We start from the raw sequence: 21,259 nt of genomic DNA on the forward strand, positions 1-21,259 counted from the left end.
CTTCAGGACGCCGCGTTCATTCAGAATTTTCGCGTTATCGTTAACGTTTTTCGCGAGCAAGCTCGCTCCTACAAATGCCTTAACTGACCGGCATTAGGGCAAGCCTCGCTCCTACAGCTCGCACACAAATATGCGAACGACCTGTAGGAGCGAGGCTTGCCCGCGAAGCTCTTAAAGGCTGATCGAGTTCGCCTCGAACCGCACGCGCGGATGAGCAATCCGATCCTGCGCCCGCACCAACTCCAGCTCGTAACTGGCACAGGCCTGGGTTTCCAGCAGTACTTCATGCACCGCCGATGCGGCGAACTCGAAAGCGGCCACCAGGCTATCGCCCAACAATATGCGCGCCAGGAACAGCCCGGACGTCAGGTCACCAACGCCTACTGGCTGACGCGGAAACGCCAGCAGCGGACGCTGTAGATGCCAACTGCCTTCGTCGGTTACCAGCAGCATTTCGAAGACGCCCGGGGTTTTGCCGGGATAGTCCAGATGCTTGACCAGAACCGCTTTGGGCCCACGCGCCAGCAACGCCCGCGCCATCGCCAGGCAATCAAACAGCGACTGCGGCTTGCGTCCGGAAAAGCTGTCGAGTTCAAGTTGATTGGGGCACATGAAGTCAGCCACCGCAGCGGCCTCCTCCAGCAGGAAGTCACTGACTTCCGCAGGCACGCTGCAACCCTTCTCCGGATGCCCCATCACCGGGTCACAGAGGTACAACGCTTTGGGGTTCATCGACTTGATCCGCGCCACACCTGTGAGGATGGCCCGGCCCTGAGCAGCACTGCCAAGGTAGCCCGACAACACCGCGTCGCAATTTCCCAGTTCGCCAATCGCCGCTATACCTTCGACCAGATCGGGAATCTGATGCGGCGCCAGCACGTCGCCCGCCCACTGCCCGTATTGCGTGTGGTTGGAGAACTGCACGGTGTTGAGCGGCCAGACATTCACCCCGACCCGCTGCATCGGAAAAACCGCGGCACTGTTGCCAGCGTGGCCGAACACCACGTGGGACTGGATAGCGAGCAGATGAGGCGTACGTTTCATGCGGCGAGTTTCCGTAAAACGATTGAAATTCAAGGGGCGCAGTATGCGACTAAACGCAGCCTGTACGACAGACCGGCGACGCAGTTAAGCTGACACTATCTTGTTGGAGCACCTGCTGATGCTGACCCTTGGAAATATCTTCGTGTTAATGCTGCTCGCCACGGCTGGCGCCTGGCTTTGGCACAATCACGGCTTGCGCGAGCGCGCATTGGAGCGGGTAAAGCAGCATTGCAGCAACCTGGGGATCGAGTTGCTGGATGGCAACGTGGCATTGAGAAAAATTGGCTTTATCAAGGATGCCAATGGTCGGCGGCGCCTGGCCCGTGTGTATAACTTCGAATTCACCGTCACAGGCGAAACCCGGCATAACGGCACCATCACCCAGTTTGGCGCCCACAGCGCGCAGATAGAGCTGGCGCCTTACCCCATGCCGTTTGACGACACGCCTCCCGTTGCAGATGTGGTCAAGCACAGCGCTCAGGTGATCGAACTGAACCATTGGCGCCAGGAGCACAACAAGTGGAAGTCATGACGTTTGATGTCGTCAGTTAAATCCATTCGCGGGCAAGCCCGCTCCCACACATTCATGTTTGGCCTGGAAAAAAATGCACCACCACAGATCAACTGTGGGAGCGGGCTTGCCCGCGAAGGGGCCGTCAGGGGTTGCGCAAAAATCCTCTAGCTCGGCTGAGCCCTGCACCCCGCCAATCCCTTCTGTAGCGCGACAACATCCTGCGAGCTGCTGAAAATCAATTCGATCCGCGAATCCTGCCGCCATTCGCTGGGCTGCCATTTCAACGCTGAGTTATCCAGCGCATTGGCCGACACCCAGCCCTCGACGCTGTGGATAACCAGCTTCGCGCGCCGCCAGGAAAGGCTTTCAAGCCATTGGCGGACAAGCGTTGCATCGAAGACCTGGCTCGGATGCCAGCGCCAGCCGGCGCTCCAGCTGCCTTCCTGTTCCTGACTCAAGAAAATCGGCATCGCCGGATCCGTCCAGATCGCTGGAACTTGCGCCAGTCCCTGGGGCATCACGAAGTTATCCACACCTTCGACGGCTTGAACCCGCAGACCAGGTAATTCGATCAGTGGCATCTGCGCCTGTTGCGTCCAATACAACGGACGCGTTGGCAGCTGTGCGGCGAGGCGATGTCGATCAATTTCATCGAGGTTTTCCGATTTGTTCAGCAATAGTAGGCCGGCGCTGCTCAGGGCCTCTTGCTGTGCCTGTGGCAATGCCTTGCCGGCGGCGAGCGCCTGGGCATCCAGTACCAAAACGCAGGGTTGAACGCTCAATACGCCCAGCCACGGTGTCTCGCTCAATTGCTTGAGCAACTGCGCCGGGTGGCCCAGCCCGGAAGGCTCAATGAACAACCGATCCGGCCGCGCCTTGCGCAGTAAACGGCCGAGACCGACCTGAAACGGCGCACCGTTGACGCAACACAAACACCCCCCGGCCACTTCGCCCAGTGCGATACCATCGGCATCCTGGGTCAGCAGTGCGGCGTCGATTCCGATCTGTCCGAACTCATTGATCAACACCGCCCAGCGCTCGCCTGCAGGGCGTTGCTCCAGCAGGTGTTTGATCAGACTGGTCTTGCCGGCCCCCAATGGCCCGGCGATGACGTGGGTAGGAATGTTCTGCAACATGATCAAAGGTTTCTGAGGAGGTGAAATGCGGTGGATGGGATTGTCGTTGCTCCTGACACTGACTTGCAGCGAGGTGCTGGCACAGGCCTGCGTTGTCCACAGCCAGGCGGAACGACTCGACGTCAAAGTCTGCCAGCAGAACCGCAACATCCCGGAAAAACTGTTCGCCGACGGATTCTGCCAATCAAACCTGGCCGGGCAGAAAGTCGAGGTGCAATACGTCGACCAATGCCCCGCCGGAGCGTTCGGCGTGTGCAGCAACGCTCAAGTCGCCAATATGCCCTACCGTCAGGATATTCACTATTACGGCGTGGCCTCGGATGCGGCGTATTTGAAGCCGTATTGTGAAACGCAAAGCCAGGGTCACTGGCTAAAGCCTTGAGCTGTGCAGCTCAGCCAACAGCCTCTTCATGCCAAGGCCCGAATGGATCAGGCAGCGTTCGCCAACCCTCGGTACCCAGCGCCATTTCTTCATCGGTCAGCAGGCATTCATCAAGCTCTGCGGTGAGCCGTTTGAAGTCAACGTTCTGGCCGATGAACACCAGTTCCTGGCGGCAATCACCAGCATCAGCGGACCAGTTCTCCATGATGCTGGCAGTGCTTTCTTCGTCCTGCGGCCATTGGTTTTTTGGTACAAAACGCCACCAGCGCCCGGCGAAACCGTGACGCATCAAACCACCGGCCTGAGACCAGCTACCAGCATCCGTGTGCTTGTTCGCCAGCCAGAAGAAACCCTTGGAGCGCAGTAGTTTTCCATTCGTCCACGGGCGGTCGATGAAGCTGTAGAAGCGCTGCGGATGGAAGGGTCGACGAGCCCGGTAAGCACTGGAGCCGATGCCGTACTCTTGAGTTTCAGGTACGTGTTCACCGCGTGATTCTCGCAGCCAACCCGGCGCCTGCGCGGCTTTCTCGAAGTTGAAGCGACCGGTGTCGAGGATCTTCTTAAGTGGCACTTCACCCATGACCATCGCAATGACTTCAGCCTCGGCGTTGAGCCGTTCAAGGATCGCCATCAGCTCCTGAAGCTCATTGCTGCTGATCATGTCGGTCTTGCTGATGAGTATCACGTCAGCGAATTCGACCTGCTCAACCAACAGATCCGTAATCGACCGCTCGTCCTCCTCCCCCAAGGTTTCACCACGGGACGCAAGGCTTTCAGCGGCCTGGTAATCGAGCAGGAAATTCACTCCATCAACCACAGTGACCATGGTATCGAGCCGGGCGATGTCAGTGAGGCTTTGGCCGCTTGCGTCGCGGAAAGTGAACGTTTCCGCGACCGGTAATGGTTCGGAAATACCTGTGGATTCGATCAACAAGTAATCAAAGCGACCTTCACTGGCAAGCTTGCTCACTTCCTCCAACAAGTCTTCGCGCAACGTGCAGCAGATGCAGCCATTGCTCATTTCCACCAGTTTTTCTTCTGCGCGACTGAGGCTGATACCGCGCTGGACATCGCTGCCATCGATGTTGATTTCACTCATGTCATTGACGATTACCGCGACGCGCAAATTCTCTCTAGTACGTAATATGTAATTAAGAAGTGTACTCTTTCCGGCCCCTAAAAAGCCCGAGAGGACAGTAACCGGTAGACGATCTGGCATCAGCTGCTCCACATGGCATGCCTGGTCGAAATGCCAGGCGCTGCCAAATGTTATAGTATAACGATACATAGTCGCCACTTTCTGTTCTGACTGTGCGCGGTAGAAATTGTGCACGTGGATAAAGCGCTACGTTCCACGTGGAACTACGGTTTAAAACCAGCTCGACAAATGTCTAAATGACAGCGGCCCAGATTTGGCACTATGGTGTCTATTCGCTATAGCGCGTGATCGAAGCATTCGAGAAAAATAATATGATCCAGATCACTCTGCCCGATGGTGCATTGCGTGAATACGACCAACCGCTGTCCGTACATGAGATCGCCGCGAGCATCGGCCTGGGGCTGGCCAATGCGGCGGTAGCGGGTCGCGTCGATGGTGTGTTGGTAGATTGCGAGCACATGGTCGAGGCCAATGCCCGTGTCAGCATTGTGACGCCGCAGGAGCCTGACGGCCTGGAGATCCTGCGCCGTTCCTGTGCGCTGATGCTCGCGATGGCCGTCAAACAACTTCACACACACACTCAAATGCGAAAGAGCTCGGCACTGGGTGACGGGTTCTTCTGTGAGTTTGCTGTCGAGCGAGCCCTGTCGGCGGCCGAGCTGCCGCTCATTGAAGCGCGCATGCAATCACTGGCAGCGACAAACCACTCGATTCGACGCCGAGCAGTATCGCCCCTAGACAATCTGTCTCTCTATCGTCTCGGGGATACCGAGTACTGGACCACCGGCCCGCATGTGCCCACCACCAAGGTGTTGCAGGGGTTCGCCCTCGATCACATCAGCGGCACCTTGCATCAACGGATCTATGGAACGTGTTGGTCCAACCACAAGGAATTGCAATATTGGCGCCTGCCCGCTCACGTGATGGTCGTCAGCATGGATGATCGCCAGACAACCTACGCACATGAGGTAACCGAGGCCTTGCGGCGCGGTGGTGTACGCGCCCTGGCGGATCTTCGAAACGAAAAGGTCCACTATAAAATTCGCCAGCACAGCCAGACCGTTCCGTATCTGGTGGTGGTTGGGGAGAATGAAAAAGCCGGTGGATTTGTCAGCGTGCGAAGTGACAGCGGGGAGGATTTCGGAAGGATGACGGTTGAAGCGGTCTGTGAGTGGTTAAGTCAGCTGGGGATAGCCAGGCACTGAACGAAAGTGTTCGCGGGCAAATCGGCAATCCGACTTGCCCGCGGTGCTTTTAAGCTCTTGGTTTGACAGTTCCGCAATCCTGCCCCAACCACACGGCACGAGTATCGAGGCTACCCTTCTGGTTGATACCGGTGGCATTGAACGTGCCGTTGACCTTGGTGGTGAATTCACGGTCACTGAGGAATGTGGCAACGCCCGCGCCCTGCGCTTTCGGACAGCTGAAACGGAATTTCCACTGGTTGCCGGTGCGATCGGTGATCTCCTGCTTGCAACCCGATTGCGGGTCCGTCAGAGGGATATTGTCAGTCTTGACCTGCTCCGGCGTCAGGCAAGCGCGAATACCTTTGCCCCCCATGGTGATGCCCTGCTTTTCCAGCTGCGCACGTTGCTCAGGGGTTATCTGGCTTTGTATTTGCCCGAGCAGCAGCTGCAGGTCCGGCATGTTCTGGTCATCAACCTTCATGTTGCTGGTGGTCAGCTCCCACAAACCTGGCTGCAGCATTTGCGCTTGAGCCGCCACAGGAAGTGCCAAACCCAGCGTGACGGCCAAACCCAGCAGACGAACGTTCATCGTGTAACTCCTGATCAGTTGTGGCCGTTAGACGTCAGCCACGGGCTTCGGTTCATGGGCCAATTAAATAGCGACATTCTGCCCGGAACATGGTCTGTTAAGCATTGAATCTTCAGGAGCAAGGCAGCCCCAAATGGATTACTTCGGACCGCATATCTTCGGCTACACGATTGCACTGCTGCACTCTTTGGGCACGATTGCAGCAATCCATGCCGTGTTGACCGTTCGTACCGCACAAGGCTCGATCGCTTGGGCCTTGTCTTTGGTTTTCATGCCATACCTGACCCTGATTCCCTATCTGGTGTTCGGTCGCAGTACTTTCGATGGTTACATCAAGGCCCGGCGCCAAGCCAACGAAGAAATGCGCAAGGCCATCTCCGAACTGAACTGGCGGCCATGGGTCGAGGAAGCGCTTACCGCCCGCGCCTCCACCGCCTACGCCTCACTAAGGGCAATGCCGAAACTGGGGCACATGCCCTGCCTGGCCAACAATGAAGTGCGCTTGTTGATCAATGGCCGGGCGACCTTCGATGCGATTTTCGCCGCTATCGCTCAAGCCAAAGAAGCCGTGCTGATCCAGTTTTTCATCATTCACGATGACCGACTGGGTCAGCGCCTGCATAAGCTGTTACTGGAAAAAGCTGCTGAAGGCGTGGCCGTCTACCTGCTCTACGACCGTATCGGCAGCCACTCCCTGCCCCACAGCTACGTGCAGTCACTGCGAGATGGCGGCGTTGAGGTCAAAGCCTTTGCAACCCGTAGCGGCTGGCTGAACCGCTTCCAGGTCAACTTCCGCAACCATCGCAAGATTGTAGTGGTCGATGGCATCCTCGGCTTCGTTGGCGGGCACAACGTGGGCGACGAATACATGGGTGAAAAACCACCCCTGGCTCCTTGGCGCGATACCCATGTGCAAGTACGCGGCCCGGTGGTGGCCTGCATGCAGGAATCCTTTGCTGAAGACTGGTTCTGGGCGGCCCGCACTTTGCCCCCGCTGATGCTGCCGCAGGTGTATCCGGACGACGGCGTCCTGTGCCAAATGCTCGCCAGCGGCCCTGCTGACGCCTACGAGACCTGCTCTTTATTCTTCGTCGAAGCCATCCACGCAGCGACAGAGCGCGTATGGATCACCAGCCCATACTTCATTCCCGATGAAGCCGTATTCGCCGCCTTGCGCCTTGCAGTGCTGCGTGGGGTGGATGTGCGGCTTCTGCTGCCGTCACGACCCGACCATCGCATCGTCTACGCGGCCTCCAGTTTGTATGCCTTCGAAGCAGTGCGCGCAGGTGTGCGGGTTTTCCGATACGAGCCCGGCTTCCTGCATCAGAAAGTCGTTTTGATCGACAACGAGATCAGCGCCATTGGCAGCGCTAACCTGGACAATCGTTCGTTCCGATTAAATTTCGAAGTGATGTTGCTGACGGTCGACAGCAAGTTTGCCGCCCAGGTGGAGCAAATGCTCAACGAGGACTTTGCTCAAGCCCACGAAATCGCCAAAGACGAAGGCCGGGAGACCCGCCGCTTGCAACAGCTCGGCATGCGGGTCGCCCGGCTCATTTCACCCATCCTTTAAGGATTGTAGATATCGTCACGCGTCCATGGCAGCTCATGACTGCCATCGGCGTGAGCCTTCACTGCGAGAATCTGGTGCAGGTTGATCCAGCCCCGGGCAAACGCGTAAGCACAACCGGCCAGGTACAAACGCCAGATACGCAAGGCCTGACCCGGTACCAGTTTGGCAGCGGCTTCGAGGTTGTCCTCCAGACGTTCGCTCCAATGATCCAACGTGCGCGCGTAATGCAGACGCAAGCTTTCGACATCGACGATTTCCAGGCCTGCCTCACTGATCTCGGCAGAGATCATCGACAGGTGCGGCAGCTCGCCGTTAGGGAACACATACTTACCAATGAAATCGCCGGCACCGCGTCCTACCGGACGCCCATCGATGTGCTTGGCAGTGATCCCATGGTTCATCACCAGGCCACCCTCTTTCACCGCGCCGAACAAGGTTTTGCAGTACTCGGCCAGGTTCGCGTGACCGACGTGTTCGAACATGCCGACGCTGACAACTTTGTCGAAGCGTCCGTCCTGCGGTAAATCGCGGTAGTCGAGCAATTGCAGTTCGACCATGTCTTCCAGGCCTTCTGCCTTGACACGCTCCCTGGCCAGCTCAAGTTGTTCTTTGCTGAGCGTGATGCCAAACACCTTTGCCCCAAATTCACGGGCCGCATAGCGCGCCAGTCCGCCCCAACCGCAGCCCACATCCAGAAGATACTCGCCAGGCTGCAGGCGCAACTTGCGGCACAAATGGCGGAATTTTGCCTGTTGTGCCTGTTCAAGTGTTTCACTGCCAGTCTCGAAGTAAGCGCAGGAATACGCCATGTCACTGTCGAGCCATAGCTGGTAAAAGGCGTTGGAAAGGTCGTAGTGGTAGGAAATCGCCTTGGCATCCGTCTCCTTGTCGTGGACGGTGCGGATCAGTTGATCGTCGTCGCCTTCATCCAACAAGGCTTGGCTCCATTCATCGCAGACGCGAATCACGTCGCTGATGGAACCTTCGAGCTCCAGTTTGCCCTCGACAAAGGCAGCGCCCAGCGCATCAAGACTGGGATTGGTGAACTGGGTGACCATTTGTGGGTCCTTGACCACAATCGTGACGCTGGGCGTCGGCCCCAGATTGAATTCATGGCCATCCCAGAGTCGCAGGCGCAGCGGTAAATGCAGATTCTGTAAGGCCGGTGGAAGTTGCGCGAGCATGGAAAATCCCCCTTGTTTCAGACGCCTGATCAGAGGGTAGACCATCCTTGAAAAATAGCTGGCTATCGAATTAATAGCCGTCTTCTATGAATCGCGCCGGATCAACTCATGCGCCGCGAATGCATAAATGCTGTGCCCTCACTTTAAGTGACTGCGTACAGGGCCGACAGTTCTAACAATTTTCTTTCACAGGGCGGTGCGGTTTAGAGCCGTTTCTACAAAACCACTCACGTCTCATCCTTCAGTTTCAGCAAGGGTTCCTGAAACCGTAGCAGTCTTCCTGCGTTGCCCAATACCAGCAACGTGCTGAGGTTATGCAGCAATGCCGCAATCATCGCGCCGGCCGCACCGAGCCAACCGAACGCAGCGAAAGCGACTATGACCAGTGTCCAGCCCAAACCAATGATGACGTTGACTTGCAACGTCTGCCGACACTGACGACTCAATCGCACGCATGTGCCGAGTCGTCTTAGATCACTGCCGATCAGCACGATGTCGGCCGAAGCCAGCGCAATGTCCGCCCCGCCAGCGCCCATCGCCACCCCGACTACACCCGCCTTGAGGGCAAGGGAGTCGTTGATGCCATCACCCACCACCATTGGCCGGAAGCCGCTATCGATTTCAGTGAGCACGCGATTGAGTTTGTCCTCGGGCAACGCTTGCGCTTCGACATTGTGGATACCGACATTCTGCGCCAGCGTATGCGCAACGCTTTTGCGGTCACCGGTGAGCAACAGTTGCCGGCCCAGTCCCAAGTCGCGTAACTCACTCAACGCGAACTTCGCCTCAGGTTTGACGCTGTCAGCAAGCAATAACCAGGCGAAGAAATGGCCACTGAGCGCCAACCCGGCAATCGGTCCGTCATGCTCGGGAACGGCTGAGGTAACGATGCCCAATTGCGTGAATAGCTCCGGTCGCCCGAGCGCAGCTTCACCCTGGTCGGTCATCGCCACCACGCCCAACCCTTGGCGCTCATGAATGTCCGAGAGCGGTACAAAGTGCTCCTGTGTCACCAGCCCGGCCAGCGCCCGGCTGACCGGGTGGCTGCTGGCGGAACCCAGACTGGCGGCAAGTTTCAGCACGAGACTGTGATCCTCAAGCACGCTTTCAATGGACTGCAAGCGCAGGGTGCCGTAGGTCAGGGTGCCGGTCTTATCGACCACCAGTGACGTCAGGTCTGCCAATTCTTCAAGAAAGGCCGAGCTACGAATCAGAATGCCGTGGCGCGCGGCCACCGCCACCCCGGCTATTGCCGTTGCGGGTGCGGAGAGCACTAGTGCACAAGGACATGCTGCCACCAATACCGCGAGCATGGCCTGGGCGTCATTGGTGATGAACCAGGTCACTGCCGCCAGTAACAACACCAACACCATGTAGCTGCCGGCATAGCGCTCCAACAACCGGGTTATCGGTGGCTTGGAGCGTTCGGCGTTTTGCATCAATGCGATGACTTTGCCGAGCGTCGAATCATGCCCGGTACGGGTCACTTCGATACGCAACAAGCCATCAAGATTGATCGCGCCACCAAACACCGGCATGCCAACGCCCACCTCCACCGGCACCGACTCACCTGTAATCGACGCTGTGTCCAGACTCGCCTGCCCCGACAAAACCCGCCCATCCGCAGGCACTCGATCACCGGCACGAACCTCAACCAGATCCCCAGCCTTTAGCATGCCGTTGTCGATTTCGACGATAGAGCCATCGGCCTGCACCTTGCGTGCATGACTACGCGTCAATTTGCCGAGGGCATGAATGGCTTCCTGTGAGCCGATCACGCTGCGCTCTTCCAGCACGTGGCCAAAGATCATGATGATCGGCAACAGCGCCGCAGTCAGTAGATCGCCCGTCGCCCAAGCACCGAGCAAGGCCAGGGCAATCAACTGGTCGGTGATGCCGTGCAGGCTCGGATAACGCAGGCTGTACCAGGCGGAACGCATCACCGGTACTGCCACCAGCAACGAAGCAAAACCCAGCAATAGCTGACTCACGCCCGTCTGCTGCGGCGCCAACCAATGCCACACCAGGCCCAAAGCGAGTAACCCGAGTGCCAGCATGGCCAGGGTTAACTGGCGGGCGGCGCTGCGTTGTTCGGCCGAGGACAATAAGCTCGGTGCAGCGTCGGATTGCGCGGTCATTGTGCTGCTCCCTGAATGATCAGGCGGGAATCATCTTTGGGATCAACCGTCGTCACCGACCCGGCCTGACCTAGAATTTTCGGCATTCTCTCGCGGTAAATCCGCAGCAACATTTGCGGATCGGTGCCCTGCTCTTGCGCCTTGGCCAGGCTCAATACCGTAGCGGTGTCAGCCGACGCTTTGGCCAGCCGCTCACTCGCCTGAGCGTGGGCGACTTGTAGAGTTCGGTCGGCTTGCTCGTTGGCAGCCTGCGCCAGTTTCTCGGCTTCAGTGCGTGCGTTGGCGACGGCTTTATCGGCTTGTTGACTGGCCGTGAGAACGGCGTTGAAGGCGTTCACCGCAGGACCGGGCAAGCTCGACTGAACGTCGACTCGTGCGACTTCGATCCCCAGGCCCTGCCCTGTCGCGGCTAACTCTGCCAGGCGCTGATTGATGCCCTGCACCAAATCACCGCGTAGCCGTTCGCGCCTTTCAGCTGCCTGGTTATCTGCACCGATCAATTCCGGACGTGCAACCAGAATGGTGTCCAGATCTCGCGCAGCGGTCAGGGCGACAGCACTGCGCGTCACCAGTCGATCCAATGCCGGCAGCACGTGTTCACCTTGAAGCACAAAGGCATAAGGATCAGCGACTTTATAGAAAACCCGCACATCAAGCTGCACTACCCCGGCATCACCGGTCAGCAGGTAACCGGAACCCGCCAACGCGTCGCTGATCGGCGTGGCGAAACTGGCCACGCGATCAGCTTGCAAAGCGGCATCACTGCGCAGCAAGTTATCCACCCGACGCTCGATTACCCGGTCCGCTGCTGGCAACAAAATCACCTGCTCAAACGGTCGCGGCCAAGCCAACAATAAACCTGCGTTCCGGATGCGATCGAGCGCGCCGAAGTGCAAAACCACCGCGCGATCTTGCGGGTCGATCTGACGCACATTGGAAAACGCCCACGCCAGAGCGGCGAGTATCGTCACCCCATACAACACTAAAAAAGCCAACCGCCCGGCCTGTATCCAGGGGCTACTCAACTCAATTGTTCCACGTGGAACCAAACTCATGGCTGCGATCCAGTCTTGGTGTCGAGGCTCGGTGGGCCGTCAACCAAAACCCGGAAGGGCGCAGCATCCGTGCGCAGGATGATTTTTGTCCCCGGTGTCACTACGGTGCCCAATGTGTCGAGCGACCGCAGCAAATTGTAAAGCTGAGGGGAACCGGCGTATGCACGACCATAAATCTGCGCAGCTTCCACGCGTGACTGCGCTTCTATGTCAGCCGCTTTTACTGTGGCATCAGCCTGGACGATTCGAGCATCACGTTCGGCAGCAGAACGAATTTGTGCCGCTTCTCGCTTGCCAATGGCAGTTCGTTCCGTGGCGATGGTCTCACGCTCGGCACGCATACGATCGACCGTCGCGGTGAGCGTTACCGACGGCAAGGTCAGCCGTTCGATACCGACTTGCAGAACTCGAACCCCATAAGTGGTGAGTAACTGTTGATCGATTTGATGACGAAGCTGCGCTTCGAATTCTGCGATGTGTACCTGACTGGCGTCGGTGTTCACCAGGTTCGCCAGATCGAAACTGCTGGCCGTGGTTTCCAGCGCCGAGCCTATAAAAGTGCGGATCTGTCGCGCCGCCTCATCGGGTTGGTTTTGCACGGCGCGCATGAAGCGCTGCACATTGTCGGGATCACCTTGCACCTGCCAAGCGACGTATGCCTGAACAATGATGCGCAAGCCATCTCGAGTACCCACATCCTGCAACCCGCTGGACGTGGTTCGCAGCCGAAGATCAACCGGGATCGCCGCCTCAAATGGCGTCGGCCAGCGCCAGCCAAGACCTGGTTCCAACAACACCCGCGCTGGATTGCCGAAACGCGTAATCACTGTGGCTTCGCCCGAACGCACTTGCACCAGGCTGGCTGCCGCAACGGCAATGACTACCAATAACGCCGCCCAGCCCATTCGCCGCCAAGGAAACGGGCCAGCTTCCTGTGGGTCGCCGTGGTGATGATGGTGATGACCGTGGTGATGTCCGCCGTGATCGTGATCGTGACCGGCGTGATCGTGACTGTGAGACTGGCTCAATGGGTAGCTCCTGGCTGAGCGGTTTTAAGCGACGACGCAGGGTCAGCCGGCAACGTGAACGTACGGAGGTCGATAGTCGGTGCGTTACTGGTACCACCCAAACGATGATCGAGCACCAGCAACCTGGCATTGGCCAAACCCTGAGAGAGCTGACCGAAATACTGCTCCAGCACGAAGGCCTGACCCGCATTGGCGTACGCCTTCTGCTCAGCACTGAACTTGAGATCCGCCACTTGGGCGCTGGCATTGATTTCGTGCGCACTGGCGGTCGCTTGATCGCGGGCAACACTGGCCTGCAATTGCGCTTGGTTGGTGGCTTCGGCAGCGGCGCCACGTTCACGGGCGATCAATGCCTGAACGCCAATCTGCGCCGCTTGCACACCGTGATAAGCATTGGCTGCTCCAGCAGGCGGATGAATCGCTTCAACCACAGTGGCGAGAATTTCTACGCCACTGTCGAGCTTTTGCAGGTCAGCCTGCACCGCTCGGCCAATTTCTTCGCCGAGCCCTACCCTGTCTTCACCGAGCAAACCATCGAGGGTTCGCGAAGCAAAGTCGTGAACCAGAATCCGGCTGGCGGTGCTACGGATCAGCGTCGGTACATCAGCGCTGTTGTAAGTCGCAGCCAACGCCGCCTGATCGTTCAGGCCGATGCGGTAGACAAAGCGCACATCCATGTTGACGATCTGAAAGCTCTGCTTGTCGGCACGACTGCTGGCGATCACCTGGGACTTGTCGTTCACATGGCTGGCGTCCCACAAGCGATTGGCGGTGATGGGGGCTGGACCTTCAGCGGGAGCTACCTGAGTAGGCGCAGACGCGTCACCAACACTAGTGGCCAGTTCATGCACCACGCCGTTTTCCACATTAAGCACCCGCCCCAATGGCCAAGGTAAACCGGCGTGCAAACCGGGACCAAAGACCGTCACCGGTTTGCCGAAGCGCTCGTAGATCCCCCGCCCTTGCAGTGGTATTTCGTGGAGTCCGGTCAGTAACCAACCGGCAAAGGCGACAACGAACAGAACCGGCCAGAATGCCCGACGCATGTAGGTGAACGCCCAGACCTGCCGCAGATCGATACCGAAGCGGTTGTGCAGTTCATGTTGCAACGCCAGCAATGGTTGCGGTGGCCAGCGCAGCAGATCAGCGATAAAGCTGCGTGCCATAAGTACGGGTTCAAGTTGTTCGCGGCGTGGGCTGAACAACGACAACACAGAACGCAGCAGTAACTCAGTCGCCACGAGCCCCGGCAGCAAGCCCATCAATACCGCCAGTCGCACTGGCCAAACTGATGCTTCGCCGCCAAACAACAAGCACAACGCCCCCAATACAAGGCTGACGATCGCTACCCGCGTCATTTGCGCCAAGGCTGCTGCTTCCGGCCATTGCACTGTGCTTTCCTGAGCCAAATGGCGCTCCAGCACTAACAAACCAAAAGCCAGTGACAACGCCACGACGGCGCCAATCTTTGCCGACAATCCCAGCGCTGCCGAGGGCAACCCAAGGTTCCAAACCTGCTCGACAATGAGCAAAGTCAGCAACGACCAACCGCCCAGCCAAAGCGTTGCAGCACCGATCTGTCTGAGCGCGCTAAACCAGCGCTTGCTGATGTTCTCCAACAAGCGTTCGTACCAACCGCTCGGGGGTTCAATCTCTGTAGCGACGACCTCTGCGGCACGCGGATTTATCGCTTGTGCGCGCCACTTCGTCACCCACCAGGCTGATTGCAGTCCGGCAACCATCACTAACAAAGCGGCACTCTGATTGAACAGCAATGCGGGCCAAAGCGATTGCGGGGCAAACAGCCCAACAAAAAAACCCGATACCAGCCCCAGCGCCGCGAGAGCGCCCAAACATATAGCCAACAGACGCAATCGCCGTCCTTGAAAAACTGCCTGCTGGAAGCGTGGGAGCGCAGCTACCTCAGCCCCGTCTACATCGAGATCGACTTGCATAGCACCCCAGTGAATATCTTCACTTAAACAGCATTCGTTACCCTATAACGAAACTCGTGAAATTTTCGTACACAATTGCTCTATCTAAAGACGCCCAACCTGTCGCTTGGCTGAACCCTTGACCGAAAGACGTTTGAACGCACATATTACGATCGTAATTTTATTCAGAAACTACTTTTACCCATCCAACCCCTTTCAATCCTGGAGTAGATCCATGAGCACTTATGACGTAGTGATACTCGGCGGTGGCCCCGGCGGTTACAACGCAGCGATCCGTGCGGGGCAACTGGGTTTGAAAGCCGCGTGTGTAGAAGGACGCGCCACTCTTGGCGGCACCTGCCTTAACGTCGGCTGCATGCCATCAAAGGCGTTGCTACATGCCTCTGAACTTTACGACGCAGCCATGGGCACGGAATTCGCCAACCTGGGTATCGAGGTCAAACCCAGCCTTAACCTTGCGCAAATGATGAAACAGAAAGATGAAAGCGTGACCGGGCTGACCAAGGGCATCGAGTTTCTCTTTCGCAAAAACAAGGTCGACTGGATCAAGGGCTGGGGCCATATCGACGGTCCTGGCAAAGTCACCGTGACAGATGCAGCAGGCGGCAAGACAGAACTGAGCGCCAAAGACATCATCATCGCCACAGGCTCCGAGCCCACGCCCCTGCCGGGCGTCGAGATTGATAACAAACGCATCCTCGACTCCACCGGCGCCCTGTCACTGGCGCAAGTACCGAAGCATTTGGTGGTCATCGGTGCCGGCGTGATCGGTTTGGAACTGGGTTCGGTGTGGCGCCGTTTAGGGGCGCAGGTGACCGTCATCGAATTCCTCGACAGAATCTGTCCCGGCGTGGACACCGAGGCAGGCAAAACCCTGCAACGCTCGCTGAGCAAACAGGGAATCAGCTTCAAATTGAGCTCGAAGGTCACCAGCGCGACAACTTCTGATGCTGGGGTGCAACTCAGCGTCGAACCCGCTGCCGGGGGCACCGCTGAATTGATCGAAGCCGATTACGTGCTGGTGGCCATCGGTCGCCGCCCTTATACACAGGGCCTTGGACTGGAGAACGTCGGCCTCGCCACGGACAAACGCGGCATGCTCGCCCATAAGCATCACCGTACCGAAGCCGCTGGCGTTTGGGTGATTGGCGATGTGACATCCGGGCCCATGCTCGCGCACAAGGCCGAAGATGAAGCCATGGCGTGTGTCGAGCAAATCGTAGGCAAGGCGGGGGAAGTGAATTACGACCTGATTCCCAATGTGATCTATACCAAACCGGAACTGGCCAGTGTCGGTAAAACCGAGGAGCAATTGAAGGCCGAGGGCCGAGCCTACAAGGTCGGCAAGTTTCCCTTCACCGCCAATAGTCGAGCGAAGATCAATCACGAAACCGAAGGCTTCGCCAAAGTGCTGGCCGATGAACGCACCGACGAAATCCTCGGCGTGCATCTGGTAGGTCCAAGTGTCAGTGAAATGATTGGCGAGTATTGCGTGGCCATGGAGTTCAGCGCCTCTGCCGAGGACATCGCCCTGACCTGCCACCCACACCCGACTCGCTCCGAGGCCTTGCGCCAAGCGGCGATGAATGTGGAGGGAATGGCCACTCAGATGTGAAGATTTTCAGTGACCGGGTTACCCGCATTTGCGGGCAACCCGGTCTCTCAACCCGGCAAATGCTCCAACGGCAACACTCCCGGCGCCTTCACCGTGTGAATCGCGAAGTTGCTGCGGATATCGCTCACGCCCGGCAACTTCAACAATCGTCCGGTCAGAAACCGGTCATAGGCGCGCAAATCCGGAACCACCACCTGCAACAGGAAATCCGATTCGCCCGACACCAGGAACGCCGAAATCACCTCCGGTAACGCCGTCACGGCCAGACGAAAAGACTCTGCCTGCTCATCGTTGTGTCGCTCGACCTTAACCCCTACAAACACGGTCAACCCCAGCCCCACCTCATCGCGATCCAGATTGGCCTGATACCCGCGAATCACCCCGGCTTCCTCAAGCATGCGCACCCGACGCAAGCACGGTGACGCCGACAGCCCGATCTCTTCAGCCAGTTGCACGTTGCTTAGCCGACCATCTCGTTGCAGCGCGGCGAGAATCTTGCGGTCGTAGGCATCCAGTTTCATGGTTTGGCAGATCCCGATGGTTGAGTAGCAATCTAGTGGCAGATTATGCCAAGCCAAGGAGTTTTAGAAGCCAACTACGCAAGCACCTGCCCTGCCTTTGCGCCCTAGACTAACCCTACCGAATCGACAACGAATGGGGTGCAACATGGCGGATCTCTGGCTATTTATCATGGCGCTGGCGGTGGTTTACCTGTTGCCCGGCCCCGACATGATTCTTCTGTTGCAGACCGGCGCCCGACAGGGCAAAGGAGCGGCATTGGCCACGGCGGTGGGGCTAGCCATTGCCCGAGGCTGTCACGTTGCACTGGCCGCGTTGGGGTTGGCGGCACTGTTCAAGGCTGCACCCTGGACATTCGACGTTGTACGTCTGGCTGGTGCGGCGTACCTGTTGTGGATCGGTATCCAATGCCTGCGAACGACAATGCTGCCGGATCTGAATCCCAGCGATAAACCGGTCGCAAATGCACACTGGAGGGAAGCAATACGGCGCGGGTTGCTCACCAATCTGCTCAATCCCAAGGCATTGCTTTTCTGTTCGGTACTGCTGCCGCAGTTCATCAACCCGCAAGCAGGTCCCGTACTCGCGCAATTTGCAGGCTTGGGCGCTGTGTTGGTTGGCGTCGGCTTACTGTTCGACAGCGCCTACGCATTGATCGGAGCGGCGCTCGGCCGCTGGTTACAACGCAGCCCTTCTGCCCAGCGCCTGCAGCAATGGTTGTTTGGCAGCCTGTTGATCGGTTTCGCCGTACGACTGACCTTTGTTCAACAGGCTTGAACCCTATTGCGCTTTACGGCGGCGGCGATTGATCAACAACAAAGCCATACCGGAGACCGCGATGACGCCGCCAAACTGCAACGCGTTCTTGTATGGCCGTAGCGTAGAACGTGCGGCATCGGTGACCTGCGTGACATAGCGTTTGTCGGCATTCTCGAAATCTGGATACGGGCATTGATGCCCAAAATCCGCCGCCCACTCCACAAACGGCCCCTCTTTGACATAGCGTTGATAGAGCGCACTTTGATCCGCGAGGCTGCTGTTCCACCCAGCCGCTTCACACAACACAGCAGCAAACGCCTGGCTGGTATGAGGCAAATTGTCTGCCGCGCGACTGGCCAATGCTGTGGCGACAAACCGGTAGTGGTAACGCTGATCAGGCTGAGCCGCGCTGGCCTGTTGACGCTTCACTTCGTCCTCGGACATCAATGGGCCGACTTTCAGCTCAGGGGTTTCAAAACTGTAATTGCCCACGAACGTGGCGTAATCCGGCGCCAGCTCGTAACCGAGAATATCCATCCCCCACTCACGGGCGGTCCAGGCCGCATTGAACAGTGCGGCGGCGCGACGGGTCGGCCACCATGCCGAATCGGCAGCCAGGCGTTGCTGGCCATACAGCCTGGCTTTGTTTCGTAACCCGTCATTATCGAAGTACGCCGGGGCCTCCTCGTAACGCCCTTCACGCAACATACGTCGCCCCAGCAAATTTCGCAGGCTTGCCGCCACTGGCAAGGGCACGTAGTTATCGCGCTCCTGCTGGCTGAGCGGTGGTGGCGCTGGGACTTGGGTGTCGACGTAATGCTTGAGCTCTTCGAGCGTCAGGACGCGCTCGGCAACGGTTGCTGCATCGAACCAATAGAGGCTCTGGCTGCGATAAAGCTGATCGAAGGCCTGCAGGTAGTCACCGCGTTGCAACGCCAGGATGGCGCTCTCGCCCTCGACCCGACATTTGGGCTGAAGGGTTTCGAAATCGTATTCGGGCGTTCTGCGTTCACCCCAGGATTCATTCTGCGCAAAGGCCTGCGCCGCTTTGGCATAAGCCGCAGCCGCGGCAGTTCTGTCGCCATCACGCAACGCCAGCTTGGCTCGTAACCACCAGGCGAGGCCGCCATCGCCAGCGTGTTCCAGGAACGCCTTGGCGTTGGCGTAGTCACCCTGTTGATAATTCACAGCTGCCAGACGATCCGCGTTGTCGAGGCTGCCGCGAGTGCTGGTTTGCAGCAGTTTGATCAGTTTGAGTTCGTTCGGCGGTTGATCACCGAACGACCAGCCCAAGCGACTGATCAGCGACGCCGTCACCAGTTGCTGCACTGGCTTGCCCTGAAGCAACTGGGCCAACTGATCCTCAGGCATTGCTGCCAGATCAGCTATCAGCAGCTTGAGCGAGGTGTAACCCACCGCCGAACCGTGGAGGTTTTGCGTGGCATAGAGTTCGATGGCGTTGTTCCAGTCACCTGCGGTACGGGCTGCACGGGCTTCTTCGCCGAGACTGGCAACACCGAGCTCCAATGGATCACTGAAACCGTCGATCGCCAGTAGTCGGGTTTGCTCAAAGGCCTTGCGAGATTGAGTCAACAGATCAGGACTTGCTCGCGCCTGCGACCCCATGGCGAACAACGCCCGGCCCAACGAGTAAGCCGCCCAAGTGCTACGCATCGCTCGTTGATCAGCAGCAAGTGCCAGCACTTTCTGGAAGTATTCGGCAGCCAGTTCGAAGTCACCCGCATTGAAAGCCACCGCCCCCGCCAGATAGAACCGGATTTCGCCTGGCAGGTTCGCGCCCTGAGCTTCGACCTCACGGGCGTCCGTCAAGTTACGCAACTGCTTCACCAACGCCAGCTGCTCGACCGGCAAACCAGACTGTTCGGCCTGGCTACGTTGTTCTGCGTAGTCGGACGCCTCCATGCTGTAGGCGGTTTGGGTGACATTCTTCAACCCGGCAATCGCATGCCCGAGCCGACTGACCTCGAAGTTGAAGTTGCCTTCCGGCAGTTCGGCCAGCGACTGCCCGCGGTTATCCAGCAGTCGCATCGGGAAGTCCGGCCCACATGCCAACGCCGAACCCAGTGGCAGGCTGAGGCTTAGGCAAAGCAGATGGCGAGGCCAGTTACGGGTGAACATTTGAAGCTCCTTGATCAATTTTTTCACAGCGCGCCCAACCGATCGCGCGCTGCCCGCCGGCCGCTATCCGACCGTCGCGCAGGCGGGTGAAGGTAAGCAGATCCGGGCCTTGTTGCAACGCATAACCTGCAAGGGCATCGGCGCCGTCGCAGGCCTGCACCGCCAGCGTCAAGCGCTCAGGCCAGGCACTGTCGAGATTGCCCTCATTGGCGATGCTGATGTCGTAGAGACCTTCGTGCGCCGCAAGTTTCAGCGTTAGCCGACTTTGAAGCGAATCCCCCAACGCCACCGCCCGCAACGTTGTCAGGCTCCACGCTCGGCGATCGTTGGCCAGCGGCATTCGAAACCAGATCAGGCCCGCCAGGTGTCTCGGAGGGTCGAGCCGCAATTGAGTAGCAAGCCGACTTAGCTGCTGCGGATCGGCCAGTAACTCCTGACGCTTGCCGTCCCGTTCTATTCGAATTTCGCTTTCCACGATCGGCGTACCTCCGTCCCCTGGCAACAACGCCACCCCATAAGCGGGTAGCGCCAGATAGAACGGTTTTTCAGTGATGCGGCTCCAGGCTTTCGCCCATTGCCGCGCCTGGTCAGGATCAAACAAACCGCGACGCGGATCGCTCACCGCATGCACCTGCAACACGCTACTGTCGACTGTGGATAACAATGCAGTCAGTTCAGCGCTGTCGAGCCATGCCGGTAATGCGGTGATACTCAACTGAACAGAAGCTGGTAGAGCCGCGCGCAAGTGCATCAGAAAATCGCGATAGGCCGTTAGCCGCGCAACACCCGCGTCATGGTCGATTTCCAAGCCTGCGATGGACAATCCTTGAGACTGCCAGTCGCTGATGACCTGCTGGATCTGCTTCGTAACTTCCTGCTGATCCAATGAAGGAAGCTGGCCATCCAGGCGAACCACTGCAATCAGGGGCCGGCCATCGTTTTTTAGCAACGCTGGATCAATCCGTGCCCGATGCCATCCTGCTTGGGGGAATGCTTGCAACGCCAGCACGCGGAGAGTGGAAAAATCTGCACGACTGTCTCTCAGAGCCGCTTCATGGGCTGGTGTCCATTGCCGCTGCCAGACGTAGAGCTGCTGATCGAGCGGTGGCGCGTCCTGCTGGTCACAGCCATTGAGCAGCACCAACGTCGTCAACGAGATGATCAAGCGAGTGAACACAATCATGAAACGCCTATCCCTGAAATGCAGAAAGGGCCTGTCCGGCCCTTGTTCGTTCTGCCTCCTACCCTACTCAGCCATCGACCGCCGGGCAATGTTCAACCGC

Annotated in this window: 18 protein-coding genes; 6 read left to right on the plus strand and 12 right to left on the minus strand. The window is 58.1% G+C overall.

The features are described 5' to 3' along the window. Positions 1–171 precede the first annotated feature (171 nt). On the minus strand, positions 172–1,044 hold the full coding sequence (gene pdxY, locus ACRESJ_RS14875) for a pyridoxal kinase PdxY (protein ID WP_431758569.1): 873 nt from the start codon (positions 1,042–1,044) through the stop codon (positions 172–174). 118 nt (positions 1,045–1,162) lie between these two features. On the opposite strand from pdxY, the gene ACRESJ_RS14880 reads away from it, so the two are divergent. Then, positions 1,163–1,576 (plus strand): DUF3301 domain-containing protein, encoded by a 414-nt coding sequence (locus tag ACRESJ_RS14880; RefSeq protein WP_431758570.1) that lies wholly within the window; start codon positions 1,163–1,165, stop codon positions 1,574–1,576. Between the two features lie 146 nt (positions 1,577–1,722). Here the strand turns inward: ACRESJ_RS14880 and ACRESJ_RS14885 are convergent, their stop codons facing one another. Then, entirely contained in the window at positions 1,723–2,694 is a 972-nt protein-coding gene (locus tag ACRESJ_RS14885) for a CobW family GTP-binding protein (RefSeq protein WP_431758571.1), read from the minus strand. Between the two features lie 25 nt (positions 2,695–2,719). Here ACRESJ_RS14885 and ACRESJ_RS14890 point away from each other — a divergent pair, with 25 nt between their 5' ends. Continuing rightward, positions 2,720–3,076: an NADH:ubiquinone oxidoreductase gene (locus ACRESJ_RS14890; protein ID WP_431758572.1), complete on the plus strand. Its 357-nt coding sequence runs from the start codon at positions 2,720–2,722 to the stop codon at positions 3,074–3,076. A 10-nt stretch (positions 3,077–3,086) separates the two neighbouring features. On the opposite strand, the gene zigA is transcribed toward ACRESJ_RS14890, so the two are convergent. Beyond that, positions 3,087–4,295 carry a zinc metallochaperone GTPase ZigA gene (zigA, locus tag ACRESJ_RS14895; RefSeq protein ID WP_431758573.1) on the minus strand — a complete coding sequence of 403 codons (1,209 nt, stop codon included), beginning with the start codon at positions 4,293–4,295 and terminating at the stop codon, positions 3,087–3,089. A 251-nt stretch (positions 4,296–4,546) separates the two neighbouring features. On the opposite strand from zigA, the gene ACRESJ_RS14900 reads away from it, so the two are divergent. Beyond that, positions 4,547–5,440, plus strand: coding sequence for a His/Gly/Thr/Pro-type tRNA ligase C-terminal domain-containing protein (locus tag ACRESJ_RS14900; protein WP_431758574.1), 894 nt, complete (start codon positions 4,547–4,549; stop codon positions 5,438–5,440). Positions 5,441–5,489: 49 nt separating this feature from the next. On the opposite strand, the gene ACRESJ_RS14905 is transcribed toward ACRESJ_RS14900, so the two are convergent. Next, positions 5,490–6,011 carry a DUF3617 domain-containing protein gene (locus ACRESJ_RS14905; RefSeq protein ID WP_431758575.1) on the minus strand — a complete coding sequence of 174 codons (522 nt, stop codon included), beginning with the start codon at positions 6,009–6,011 and terminating at the stop codon, positions 5,490–5,492. A gap of 133 nt (positions 6,012–6,144) precedes the next feature. Between ACRESJ_RS14905 and cls the strand changes: the two genes are divergently transcribed. Continuing rightward, complete coding sequence (gene cls / locus ACRESJ_RS14910) at positions 6,145–7,584, plus strand: cardiolipin synthase (protein ID WP_431758576.1); 1,440 nt, start codon at positions 6,145–6,147, stop codon at positions 7,582–7,584. On the opposite strand, the gene cfaB is transcribed toward cls, so the two are convergent. The 5 genes from cfaB to ACRESJ_RS14935 form a co-directional block, all read right to left on the minus strand. After that, positions 7,581–8,768: a C17 cyclopropane fatty acid synthase CfaB gene (cfaB, locus tag ACRESJ_RS14915; RefSeq protein WP_431758577.1), complete on the minus strand. Its 1,188-nt coding sequence runs from the start codon at positions 8,766–8,768 to the stop codon at positions 7,581–7,583. The genes cls and cfaB overlap by 4 nt on opposite strands. 227 nt (positions 8,769–8,995) lie before the next feature. Further along, on the minus strand, positions 8,996–10,906 hold the full coding sequence (locus ACRESJ_RS14920; protein WP_431758578.1) for a cation-translocating P-type ATPase: 1,911 nt from the start codon (positions 10,904–10,906) through the stop codon (positions 8,996–8,998). Then, a complete protein-coding gene (hflK, locus tag ACRESJ_RS14925) occupies positions 10,903–11,961 on the minus strand; it encodes a protease modulator HflK (RefSeq protein WP_431758579.1) in 1,059 nt (352 codons plus the stop codon). Before hflK ends, ACRESJ_RS14920 begins: the two co-directional genes overlap by 4 nt. Beyond that, positions 11,958–12,989, minus strand: coding sequence for a protease modulator HflC (hflC, locus tag ACRESJ_RS14930; protein ID WP_431758580.1), 1,032 nt, complete (start codon positions 12,987–12,989; stop codon positions 11,958–11,960). The genes hflK and hflC overlap by 4 nt, the downstream gene beginning before the upstream one ends. Beyond that, entirely contained in the window at positions 12,986–14,944 is a 1,959-nt protein-coding gene (locus ACRESJ_RS14935) for an SPFH domain-containing protein (protein ID WP_431758581.1), read from the minus strand. The genes hflC and ACRESJ_RS14935 overlap by 4 nt, the downstream gene beginning before the upstream one ends. 214 nt (positions 14,945–15,158) lie before the next feature. Between ACRESJ_RS14935 and lpdA the strand changes: the two genes are divergently transcribed. Further along, positions 15,159–16,559, plus strand: a complete 1,401-nt coding sequence (lpdA, locus tag ACRESJ_RS14940) for a dihydrolipoyl dehydrogenase (RefSeq protein WP_431758582.1) — start codon at positions 15,159–15,161, stop codon at positions 16,557–16,559. Positions 16,560–16,606: 47 nt separating this feature from the next. Here the strand turns inward: lpdA and ACRESJ_RS14945 are convergent, their stop codons facing one another. After that, positions 16,607–17,080 (minus strand): Lrp/AsnC family transcriptional regulator, encoded by a 474-nt coding sequence (locus tag ACRESJ_RS14945; RefSeq protein WP_431758583.1) that lies wholly within the window; start codon positions 17,078–17,080, stop codon positions 16,607–16,609. A gap of 145 nt (positions 17,081–17,225) precedes the next feature. Between ACRESJ_RS14945 and ACRESJ_RS14950 the strand changes: the two genes are divergently transcribed. Then, positions 17,226–17,855, plus strand: coding sequence for a LysE family translocator (locus ACRESJ_RS14950; protein ID WP_431758584.1), 630 nt, complete (start codon positions 17,226–17,228; stop codon positions 17,853–17,855). A gap of 3 nt (positions 17,856–17,858) precedes the next feature. On the opposite strand, the gene ACRESJ_RS14955 is transcribed toward ACRESJ_RS14950, so the two are convergent. Together ACRESJ_RS14955 and ACRESJ_RS14960 are read right to left on the minus strand one after the other, a co-directional pair. Next, positions 17,859–19,976: a hypothetical protein gene (locus ACRESJ_RS14955; protein WP_431758585.1), complete on the minus strand. Its 2,118-nt coding sequence runs from the start codon at positions 19,974–19,976 to the stop codon at positions 17,859–17,861. Next, a complete protein-coding gene (locus ACRESJ_RS14960) occupies positions 19,963–21,159 on the minus strand; it encodes a DUF3142 domain-containing protein (protein WP_431758586.1) in 1,197 nt (398 codons plus the stop codon). Before ACRESJ_RS14960 ends, ACRESJ_RS14955 begins: the two co-directional genes overlap by 14 nt. Between the last annotated feature and the right edge of the window lie 100 nt (positions 21,160–21,259).

This window comes from Pseudomonas sp. (genome assembly GCF_050739655.1).
Taxonomy (GTDB): Bacteria; Pseudomonadota; Gammaproteobacteria; order Pseudomonadales; family Pseudomonadaceae; genus Aquipseudomonas.

What these genes read in the sequence shown, in the direction of transcription:
- cfaB (WP_431758577.1), bottom strand. Translation starts at nt 8,768, where the DNA reads ATGCTCGCGCAACTTCCACCGGCCTTACAGAATCTGCATTTACCGCTG.
- ACRESJ_RS14945 (WP_431758583.1), bottom strand. Translation starts at nt 17,080, where the DNA reads ATGAAACTGGATGCCTACGACCGCAAGATTCTCGCCGCGCTGCAACGA.
- lpdA (WP_431758582.1), top strand. Translation starts at nt 15,159, where the DNA reads ATGAGCACTTATGACGTAGTGATACTCGGCGGTGGCCCCGGCGGTTAC.
- zigA (WP_431758573.1), bottom strand. Translation starts at nt 4,295, where the DNA reads ATGCCAGATCGTCTACCGGTTACTGTCCTCTCGGGCTTTTTAGGGGCC.
- pdxY (WP_431758569.1), bottom strand. Translation starts at nt 1,044, where the DNA reads ATGAAACGTACGCCTCATCTGCTCGCTATCCAGTCCCACGTGGTGTTC.
- ACRESJ_RS14935 (WP_431758581.1), bottom strand. Translation starts at nt 14,944, where the DNA reads ATGCAAGTCGATCTCGATGTAGACGGGGCTGAGGTAGCTGCGCTCCCA.
- ACRESJ_RS14900 (WP_431758574.1), top strand. Translation starts at nt 4,547, where the DNA reads ATGATCCAGATCACTCTGCCCGATGGTGCATTGCGTGAATACGACCAA.
- ACRESJ_RS14960 (WP_431758586.1), bottom strand. Translation starts at nt 21,159, where the DNA reads ATGATTGTGTTCACTCGCTTGATCATCTCGTTGACGACGTTGGTGCTG.
- ACRESJ_RS14955 (WP_431758585.1), bottom strand. Translation starts at nt 19,976, where the DNA reads ATGTTCACCCGTAACTGGCCTCGCCATCTGCTTTGCCTAAGCCTCAGC.
- ACRESJ_RS14890 (WP_431758572.1), top strand. Translation starts at nt 2,720, where the DNA reads ATGCGGTGGATGGGATTGTCGTTGCTCCTGACACTGACTTGCAGCGAG.
- ACRESJ_RS14920 (WP_431758578.1), bottom strand. Translation starts at nt 10,906, where the DNA reads ATGACCGCGCAATCCGACGCTGCACCGAGCTTATTGTCCTCGGCCGAA.
- ACRESJ_RS14905 (WP_431758575.1), bottom strand. Translation starts at nt 6,011, where the DNA reads ATGAACGTTCGTCTGCTGGGTTTGGCCGTCACGCTGGGTTTGGCACTT.
- cls (WP_431758576.1), top strand. Translation starts at nt 6,145, where the DNA reads ATGGATTACTTCGGACCGCATATCTTCGGCTACACGATTGCACTGCTG.
- ACRESJ_RS14950 (WP_431758584.1), top strand. Translation starts at nt 17,226, where the DNA reads ATGGCGGATCTCTGGCTATTTATCATGGCGCTGGCGGTGGTTTACCTG.
- ACRESJ_RS14885 (WP_431758571.1), bottom strand. Translation starts at nt 2,694, where the DNA reads ATGTTGCAGAACATTCCTACCCACGTCATCGCCGGGCCATTGGGGGCC.
- ACRESJ_RS14880 (WP_431758570.1), top strand. Translation starts at nt 1,163, where the DNA reads ATGCTGACCCTTGGAAATATCTTCGTGTTAATGCTGCTCGCCACGGCT.
- hflK (WP_431758579.1), bottom strand. Translation starts at nt 11,961, where the DNA reads ATGAGTTTGGTTCCACGTGGAACAATTGAGTTGAGTAGCCCCTGGATA.